This is a genomic window from Paraburkholderia sp., from assembly GCF_035948235.1.
Classification (GTDB): Bacteria; Pseudomonadota; Gammaproteobacteria; order Burkholderiales; family Burkholderiaceae; genus Paraburkholderia.
Genome location: NZ_DASZJJ010000104.1, coordinates 34227 through 42434, shown reverse-complemented (window position 1 = coordinate 42434; position 8208 = coordinate 34227). Strand labels below are relative to the sequence as shown.

General features: G+C 62.9%; 6 protein-coding genes and 2 tRNA genes. 1 reads left to right on the top strand and 7 read right to left on the bottom strand.

The window, feature by feature from the left end; genetic code table 11:
- Nucleotides 1-40: 40 nt before the first annotated feature.
- The 3 genes from VG320_RS08935 to gltX all read right to left on the bottom strand — a co-directional run bounded on the left by VG320_RS08935 (nt 41) and on the right by gltX (nt 1894).
- Nucleotides 41-116 (bottom strand) — tRNA-Glu (locus VG320_RS08935).
- A gap of 55 nt (nt 117-171) precedes the next feature.
- A tRNA-Ala gene (locus tag VG320_RS08930) sits at nt 172-247 on the bottom strand.
- 225 nt (nt 248-472) lie between these two features.
- On the bottom strand, nt 473-1894 hold the full coding sequence (gene gltX, locus VG320_RS08925) for a glutamate--tRNA ligase (RefSeq protein ID WP_327199753.1): 1422 nt from the start codon (nt 1892-1894) through the stop codon (nt 473-475).
- Nucleotides 1895-2516: 622 nt separating this feature from the next.
- Here gltX and VG320_RS08920 point away from each other — a divergent pair.
- Nucleotides 2517-3434 carry a patatin-like phospholipase family protein gene (locus VG320_RS08920; RefSeq protein ID WP_327199756.1) on the top strand — a complete coding sequence of 306 codons (918 nt, stop codon included), beginning with the start codon at nt 2517-2519 and terminating at the stop codon, nt 3432-3434.
- A 122-nt stretch (nt 3435-3556) separates the two neighbouring features.
- On the opposite strand, the gene VG320_RS08915 is transcribed toward VG320_RS08920, so the two are convergent.
- From VG320_RS08915 to VG320_RS08900, 4 genes are all read right to left on the bottom strand, one after another.
- On the bottom strand, nt 3557-4279 hold the full coding sequence (locus VG320_RS08915) for a C40 family peptidase (RefSeq protein ID WP_327199752.1): 723 nt from the start codon (nt 4277-4279) through the stop codon (nt 3557-3559).
- Between the two features lie 160 nt (nt 4280-4439).
- Nucleotides 4440-6059 carry a dipeptide ABC transporter ATP-binding protein gene (locus VG320_RS08910; RefSeq protein WP_327199751.1) on the bottom strand — a complete coding sequence of 540 codons (1620 nt, stop codon included), beginning with the start codon at nt 6057-6059 and terminating at the stop codon, nt 4440-4442.
- Nucleotides 6056-7162, bottom strand: coding sequence for an ABC transporter permease (locus tag VG320_RS08905; RefSeq protein ID WP_327199750.1), 1107 nt, complete (start codon nt 7160-7162; stop codon nt 6056-6058). The genes VG320_RS08910 and VG320_RS08905 overlap by 4 nt, the downstream gene beginning before the upstream one ends.
- A gap of 1 nt (nt 7163) precedes the next feature.
- On the bottom strand, nt 7164-8201 hold the full coding sequence (locus VG320_RS08900) for a microcin C ABC transporter permease YejB (protein ID WP_327199749.1): 1038 nt from the start codon (nt 8199-8201) through the stop codon (nt 7164-7166).
- Between the last annotated feature and the right edge of the window lie 7 nt (nt 8202-8208).

The window sequence follows — 8208 nt, the reverse complement described above, 5'->3', positions numbered from 1 at the left end:
CACCTGCCGCAGCGTCAACCTCGTTGACGACGCCTATGTCTGGCGTCCCCTAGGGGATTCGAACCCCTGTACTCACCGTGAAAGGGTGATGTCCTAGGCCTCTAGACGAAGGGGACATGATCTTTGCAGATAATGCCTTGCTACACTTTACTGCCAAACACACTGTTTTGTTGGTGGAGGTAAGCGGGATCGAACCGCTGACCTCTTGCATGCCATGCAAGCGCTCTCCCAGCTGAGCTATACCCCCTTGCAAAACAGAAGCGAAATTTTAAACTGCATTTTTTCGCTTGTCAAGCACTTTCGAATCATTTTTTTACTACGCTTTGAAGTTTTGGCGAAACTTCGTTGCTTGATTCTTGGTACTTTCCGCAAGATCTGCTGCTTTTCTTGCGTTCCCCGTTCAGAGGAGACCGAATACTACAGGACTTCTTGCTCTGGCGCTAGTGCCAGAGCAAGAAAAACTTCAGTTTTTTTACACTGCCGCAGAAATACCCTTTTCGATGCGGCTCAGCACCACGTCACGGCCGAACAGTTCGAGCACCGCGTCGATGGCCGGCGTGTGCGTCGTACCCGCCACGAACAGGCGCACCGGCATGGCCAGTTGCGGCATCTTGAGCTTGTGCGTAGCGAGCGTCGCCTTGAAGGCAGCCGAGATCGCGGCCTTCTCCCACTCCGCACCCTTGAGCGCGGCGAGCAGATCGGCCAGCGCCGGGCGCACTGCATCGGTTACGTGCTGGGCGACGGCGTCGGCTTCGGGCTGCGGCTCGCGATAGAACATTGCAGCGCTTTCGGCCACTTCCTTGATCGTATTGGCGCGATCCTTGAAGAGCGCGACCACGCCCTCGAGCGGCGCGCCCTTGGCGAGCGCCGCGTCGTCCACGCCCAGTTCGGCGAGGAACGGCTTCGTGAGTTCGGCCAGACGCGCGTTCTCGACGCTCTTCAGGTAGTGGTTGTTGAGCCAGTTGAGCTTGTTGTGGTCGTACTGCGCCGGCGACTTGCCGAGGTGGTCCAGATCGAACCACTCGACGAACTGCTCGCAGGTGAACACTTCCGCGTCGCCGTGCGACCAGCCCAGACGCGCCAGGTAGTTGAGCACCGCTTCCGGCAGGTAGCCCGCGTCGCGGTAGCCCATCACGCTCATCGCACCGTGACGCTTGCTCATCTTCTCGCCCTGCTCGTTGAGCACGGTCGGCAGGTGGGCGTAGACCGGCGGCTCGCCGCCCAGTGCGCGCAGGATGTTGATCTGGCGCGGCGTGTTGTTGACGTGGTCGTCGCCACGGATCACGTGCGTGATCTTCATGTCGAGGTCGTCCACCACCACGCAGAAGTTGTAGGTGGGCGTGCCGTCCGGGCGCGCGATCACGAGGTCATCGAGCTCTTCGTTCGAGATTTCGATCCGGCCTTTCACGGCGTCGTCCCATACCACCACGCCCGTGAGCGGATTACGGAAGCGCAGGACCGGCTGCACGCCTTCGGGCGGCGTCGGCAGGACCTTGCCCGGCTCCGGGCGCCACGTGCCGTCGTAGCGCGGCTTTTCGCCGGCTTCGCGCTGGCGCTCGCGCAGCGCATCAAGCTCTTCGGTCGACATGTAGCACGGGTACACGAGATCCTGCTGCTGCATCTGCGCGAGGACTTCGCGGTAACGGTCCATGCGCTGCATCTGGTAGAACGGACCTTCGTCGAAATCGAGACCGAGCCAGGCCATGCCTTCGATGATCGCGTCCACGGCTTCAGTGGACGAGCGCTCGACGTCGGTGTCCTCGATCCGCAGCACGAAGATGCCCTTGTTGTGGCGTGCGAAGGCCCACGGATAAAGCGCGGAGCGGATGTTGCCGAGGTGGATGAAGCCGGTCGGGCTCGGCGCGAAACGGGTACGGACGGGGGTCGTGGTCATGGGCGAATACTCGAGGACAGTGCTGTCTCGCGACCGGTTCGCGCCGCTTCGTGCATGACGAAGGCGGCAGATCCGGCCAGCGGTGGACGGCTTTAGGTGCTTGGCGTTGCCTGTTGCGCCGGGCGCGGGCAGGTGCGCGCAGCGCGCCGAAAGCGAACGAAAAACCGGGAAAATTAGAGACGGGATTATACCCGCCGCACGGCGCTTCGGCCGCCCCTGGGCGCGGGGGACAAAGGCTCGCGTCATTCGTGCCGCATGACGACGTTTCGGCCGCGATTTATCGCGCATTTAACCGGCATCAGACGTCACATCGGACGTCACATCGGACGTCACATCGCGTTACACGCACAACGCGTGTGCGCGTAGCACTTTGCCTTATTATGTCGGCGCGCTGGCGCCCTCGCCGGCCTGAACCGGCCCGCCGTTGCGGGCCACCAGAACAAACGCGACGCGCCCGCCACACGCTCTTGCCTGTTCGCGCGCCGCCTGGAGAAATTGCTTGAAGCCCAGCTCGAAGCCCGACTTGCCGTCCGATTTTTCGCCCGATTTTTCGTCCGATTTTTCGTCCACTACGCAATCCGATTCCGCGTCTCTCGCCGCGTCCACCAGCCCATCGGTTTCGCTGCGCCGCCGCCACTTCTCGCTCGCGGCCGCCTCCAGCGTCCTCGCGGCCTGCACCAGCACCGGCACGCAATCCCCCGACAACAAGCCGCAGGTCGCCCCGCCGCCCATCGCGCGCACGCAGCGCCCGATCCGCGTGGGTCTGGCGTTAGGCGGCGGCGCAGCGCGCGGTTTCGCGCATATCGGCGTAATCAAGGCGCTGGAAGCCCGCAACATCCAGGTCGATCTGGTGACAGGCACGAGCGCAGGCTCGGTGGTGGCCGCGCTCTACGCGTCGGGGATGAACGGTTTCGCGCTCAACAAGCTCGCGCTGACGATGGACGAAGCTTCCATCAGCGACTGGGCCATGCCGTTTCGCACGCGCGGCATCCTGCAAGGCGTGGCGCTGCAGAACTTCCTCAACACCACCCTGCACGACCGCCCGATCGAGAAGATGAACAAGCCGCTGGGCGTCGTCTCCACCGACCTGCAAACCGGCCAGCCGATCCTGTTCCAGCGCGGCAATACCGGTATCGCCGTGCGCGCGTCGTGCAGCATCCCGTCGATTTTCGAGCCGGTGAAGATTGGCGGCCACGAATATGTCGATGGCGGCCTGGTCAGCCCGGTCCCTGCCTCGTTCGCGAAGAAAATGGGCGCCGATTTCGTGATCGCCGTGGATATCTCGTCGCGCCCGGAATCGGGATCGACGCTCAGCCAGTTCGACGTGCTGATGCAGACTTTCACGATCATGGGTCAGTCGATCAAGACCTACGAACTCGACAAATACGCCGACGTCGTGATCCGCCCGAGCCTGAACGCCATGTCGAGCAGCGACTTCACCCAGCGCAACGCGGCGATCCTCGCGGGCGAGGAAGCCGGGGCACGCGCGGCAGCGGAAATCGAGCGCAAGCTGGCCGCGGCGCGCGGCGCGGTGGCCTGAGTTGTAGCCTGGCGATCTGAGTGACAGATTCGCCGGGCCCAGACGCAAAAAAGCCTGCTTCCATGAAGCAGGCTTTTTGTTGTCCGGATCGTTAATCTTTGATCCGGTGACACCGCCGTCAGTTAGTTGCCGCCGGTGCTGTCAAACTGCGCGCTCACGCGCTGCTTGAGGCTTTGCTGCTGATCCGGCGTGAACGAGGTCTCGATACGGCGAGCGCCCGTGAAACGCTTTTCCCAGTAGCCGTCGTCCAGATCGTCGACGCGGATCGTGCTGCCGGTGGACGGCGAGTGCACGAACTTGTTGTCGCCGATATAGATGCCCACGTGCGAGAACGTGCGGCGCATCGTGTTGAAGAACACGAGGTCGCCCGGCTTCAGGTTGCTCATGCTCACCTTTTCGCCGACGCGGCTCATTTCTTCAGCGCGGCGCGGCAGGTTCATGCCCAGCGTGTCCTGGAACACGTAGCGCACGAAGCCGCTGCAATCGAGCCCCGAATCCGGCGTGTTGCCGCCCCAGCGGTAACGCACGCCGATCATGTTCAGCGCGCCCACAACGACGTCACCTGCCTTGCCAGCCATGCCGGAAAGGAATGCGCGTGCGCCGCCGCCATCGGACGGAGCCGGTGCGGATTGGGTGCCCGAAGGTGTGGAAGGAGCGCTCTGGACGGCCGCCTGGGCCGAGGGGAGCGACTGCGAATTCGCCTGGCTGGAGGGGGCGAATGAGACATTCTGGTTAAAGCTGCTGGCTTCGTCGGCAAATGCGCCGTTAGCTGCTGCCATCAGTACGCCGATGAACATGCCGGCGACGACGCGCGTGCAAGCCTGGGTCAGGTATCGGTGCTGCATGGGTCGGTAGAAATTGCCCGTAAATCAGGGAGTTAGAAGAAAAGTTTGGACGATACTAGCCAGATAGTATTTGTGTGTCAAAACTTATAGAAAAATACAATCGCGACGCGCACCTCATTGGTGAATTTCACCAAAAATGCCTCTAAAGTTCTCAGGAGGTTCAGCGATCGAAGGCAGCTTTCAGCAACTTTCGCGTGTAAGCGTGGGTGGGGTCGTCGAAGATTTTTGTTACATCTCCGGCTTCCACAATTGCGCCGTTTTGCATTACCGCCACCCGATGCGCCATCGCCCCGATCACCGCCAGGTCGTGGCTGATGAACACATAGCCCAGGTTGTATTTGCGTTGCAGGTCCGTCAACAATCGCAGCACCTGCTGCTGGATCGACACATCAAGCGCGCTGGTCGGCTCATCTAGCACGATCACGCGCGGCTCCAGCACCAGCGTGCGTGCGATGGCGATGCGCTGGCGCTGGCCGCCCGAAAACTCGTGCGGATACCGTTGCAGCGCCGTGCGATCGAGGCCCACTTCGCGCAATACCGCCACGATGCGCTTGCGGCGCTCGTCGGCGGAAAGATCGGGCCGATGCAGCGCCAGCCCCTCCCCTACGATGCGCTCGATGGTCTGACGCGGCGAAAGCGAACTGAATGGATCTTGAAAGACCACCTGCAGATGTGCGCGCAGGCCCATGCGCTCACGGCCCTGATAGCTCCCAATCGGCCGTCCCTGGAACTCCACGCCGCCGCCCGCAGTTCGTTGCAGACCCAACAAGGCCATCGCCAGCGTCGACTTGCCCGACCCCGATTCGCCGACGATGCCCAGCGTCTCCCCCTGGCGCACCGACACGCTCGCGTCATTGACGGCGCGAAAGCGCCCGCGCCGCCACCAGCCCTGAAAACCCGACAGCTTCGTCGCGAAATCGACGCTCACGTCCTTCGCTTCCAGCAGCACCGGCGCGATCGGCAGCACGGGCAGCACGTTGCGCTCGGGGCGGCTGGCGATCAACCGCTGCGTGTACGGATGCTGCGGCGAGGCGAAAATCTGCTCGACCGTGCCCGTTTCCACGAGGCGGCCCTTCTCCATCACCGCCACGCGCTGCGCGAAGCGGCGCACGAGATTGAGGTCGTGCGTGATCAGCAGCACCGACATGCCGCGCCGCTGCGCCTCCTCGCGCTGCAATTCGAGCAGCAGATCGACGATCTGGCCGCGTATCGTTACGTCGAGCGCCGTGGTGGGCTCGTCCGCCAGCAGCAGGCGCGGACGGCACGCCAGCGCCATCGCGATCATCACGCGCTGACGCTGGCCGCCCGACAACTGATGCGGATAGCTGAACAGACGCCGGCGCGGCTCGGGAATGCCCGTGCGCTCCAGCAGGCCCACAGCGCGCTCGTAGGCCGCTTTCTTCGGCACGCCGTCGTGCAGCACGATGGTTTCGGCGATCTGTTCGCCGATCGTGTAAAGCGGATTGAGCGCCGTCATCGGCTCCTGGAAGATCATCGCGATCTCGTTGCCGCGCAGGCCGCGCATCGCGCGCTCGCTTTTCGCGAGCAGATCGTCGCCGTCCAGACGGATCGCACCGTCGATGCGCGCGTCGCTCAACAGGCGCAGGATCGCCAGCGCCGTGACGGTCTTGCCGGAACCGGACTCGCCCACCAGCGCCACGCGCTCGCCGCGTCCGATGGCCAGCGCGATATCGTCTACCGCGAGCGTGTCGCCAAAGCGCACGCTCAGGTTTTCGATCGACAGCAGCGGCGTTTCGAAGTCTTCAGGCAGCGCGCTCATTGATTGCCTCCGGCCTTCATGGCGTCGGAGATGCGCGTATCGAGCGCATTGCGCAGTGCGTCGCCCATGAAGGTCAGCAGCAGCAGCGTGACCACCAGCACGCCAAACGTCGACATCGAAATCCACCAGGCGTCCAGATTGCCCTTGCCTTGCGCGAGCAACTCACCGAGGCTCGGTGTCGGCGGCGGCACGCCCAGCCCCAGAAAATCGAGGCTCGTGAGCGCGAGAATCGATCCGCTCATGCGAAACGGCAAAAACGTGATGACGGGCGTGAGACTGTTGGGCAGCACATGACGCCAGATGATCTGCCAGTTCGACAGGCCCATGGCGCGCGCCGCGATCACATAATCCTGGTTGCGGTTGCGCAGAAATTCCGCGCGCACATAGTCCGACAGCCCGATCCAGCCGAACAGCGACAGCAGCACGATCAGCAGGATGAAGCCCGGCTCGAAGATCGACGCGAAGATGATGAGCAGATACAACTCAGGCAGCGCGCTCCAGATCTCAATCAGCCGTTGCCCGACGATGTCGATACGCCCGCCAAAGTAGCCCTGAAACGCGCCCGCCAGCACGCCCAGCAGCGTGCCGATGGCCGTGAGCACCAGCCCGAACTCCACCGAAACCTTAAAGCCGTATAGCAGGCGCGCGAACAGGTCGCGCCCGCTCGCGTCGGTGCCCAGCCAGTTCTGGCGTGACGGCGGCGCGGGATTCGGCACCTTCGAAAAGTAGTTAAGCGTGTTGTAGTAGTACGGATTGGGCGGATAGAGCGCGAAGTTGCCGGGCGTGTCGAAGCGATGGCGGATATACGGATCGAGATAGTCGGCAGGCGTCGGGAAATCGCCGCCGAAGACCGTCTCCGGATAGTCCTTGAAGAGCGGGAAATACAGATGCCCTTCGTAGCGCACGACGATCGGCTTGTCGTTGCACCAGAGCGGGCCCGCCAGGCTCGCCGCGAACGCGACGATAAAGATAATCAGGCTCCAGTAGCCCAGGCGCTGCTGTTTGAAGCGCAGCCAGACGCGGCGCGCGGGCGTGGGCGACTTGAAGGCGCGCACGGTGTCGATGCGCGGTTCGGGTTCGGCGCCAGTGCGGACTCGGTTCAACTCAGCGCTCCAGTTGTTCGAATTGGATGCGGGGATCGACCCACACGTAGCAAAGATCGGAAATGAGCTTGGTCAAGAGACCGATCAGCGTAAAGAGGTACAGCGTGCCGAGCACGACCGGATAGTCGCGCCGCACCACCGACTCGTACGAAAGCAGCCCCAGACCGTCAAGCGAGAACAACGTCTCGATCAGCAGGCTACCCGTGAAAAACGCGCCGATAAAGGCCGCAGGAAACCCCACCACGAGCGGCAGCAGCGCATTGCGAAACACGTGTTTCCAGAGCACGGTGCGCTCGGACAGCCCCTTCGCGCGCGCGGTCAGCACGTACTGGCGACGGATCTCTTCGAGGAAGGCGTTTTTGGTGAGCATCGTCGTCACCGCGAAGCTGCCGACCACCGACGCCGTCACGGGCAGCGTGATGTGCCAGAGATAGTCAACGATCTTGCCGCCGAGCGAGAGCGTGTCCCAGTCGTCCGAAGTGAGATTGCGCAGCGGAAACAGTTGCAGAAAACTGCCGCCGCCAAACAGAACGAGCAGCAGCACACCCAGCACGAAGCCCGGAATCGCGTAACCCACCAGCACGACCAGGCTCGTGACGAGATCGAAGCGCGTGCCGTTGCGCACCGCCTTGGCAATCCCCAACGGCACCGATATCAGATAGGTCAGAAAGAAGGTCCACAGGCCGATGCTGATCGACACTGGCAGCTTGGACACCACCAGCGACCACACGCTCTGGTGATGGAAATAACTCTGGCCGAGATCGAAGCGCGCAAAGCGGCTGAGCATCATGAAATAGCGCTGCAGCGGCGGTTTGTCGAAGCCATAGAGCTGCTTGAGTTGCGCGATCTGCTGCGCGTCCACGCCCGAATGTGCGCGCATGCCGAACGGCATGCCCTGCTCCGCGCCGCGCCGCAGGTCGCGCACGGCCTGCTCGACGGGACCGCCCGGCACGAACTGGATCACGGCGAAGGTCAGCGTGAGCACGCCGAGCAGCGTCGGGATCATCAGCAGCAGGCGTTTGACGATGTAGCTCCACATGATGAAT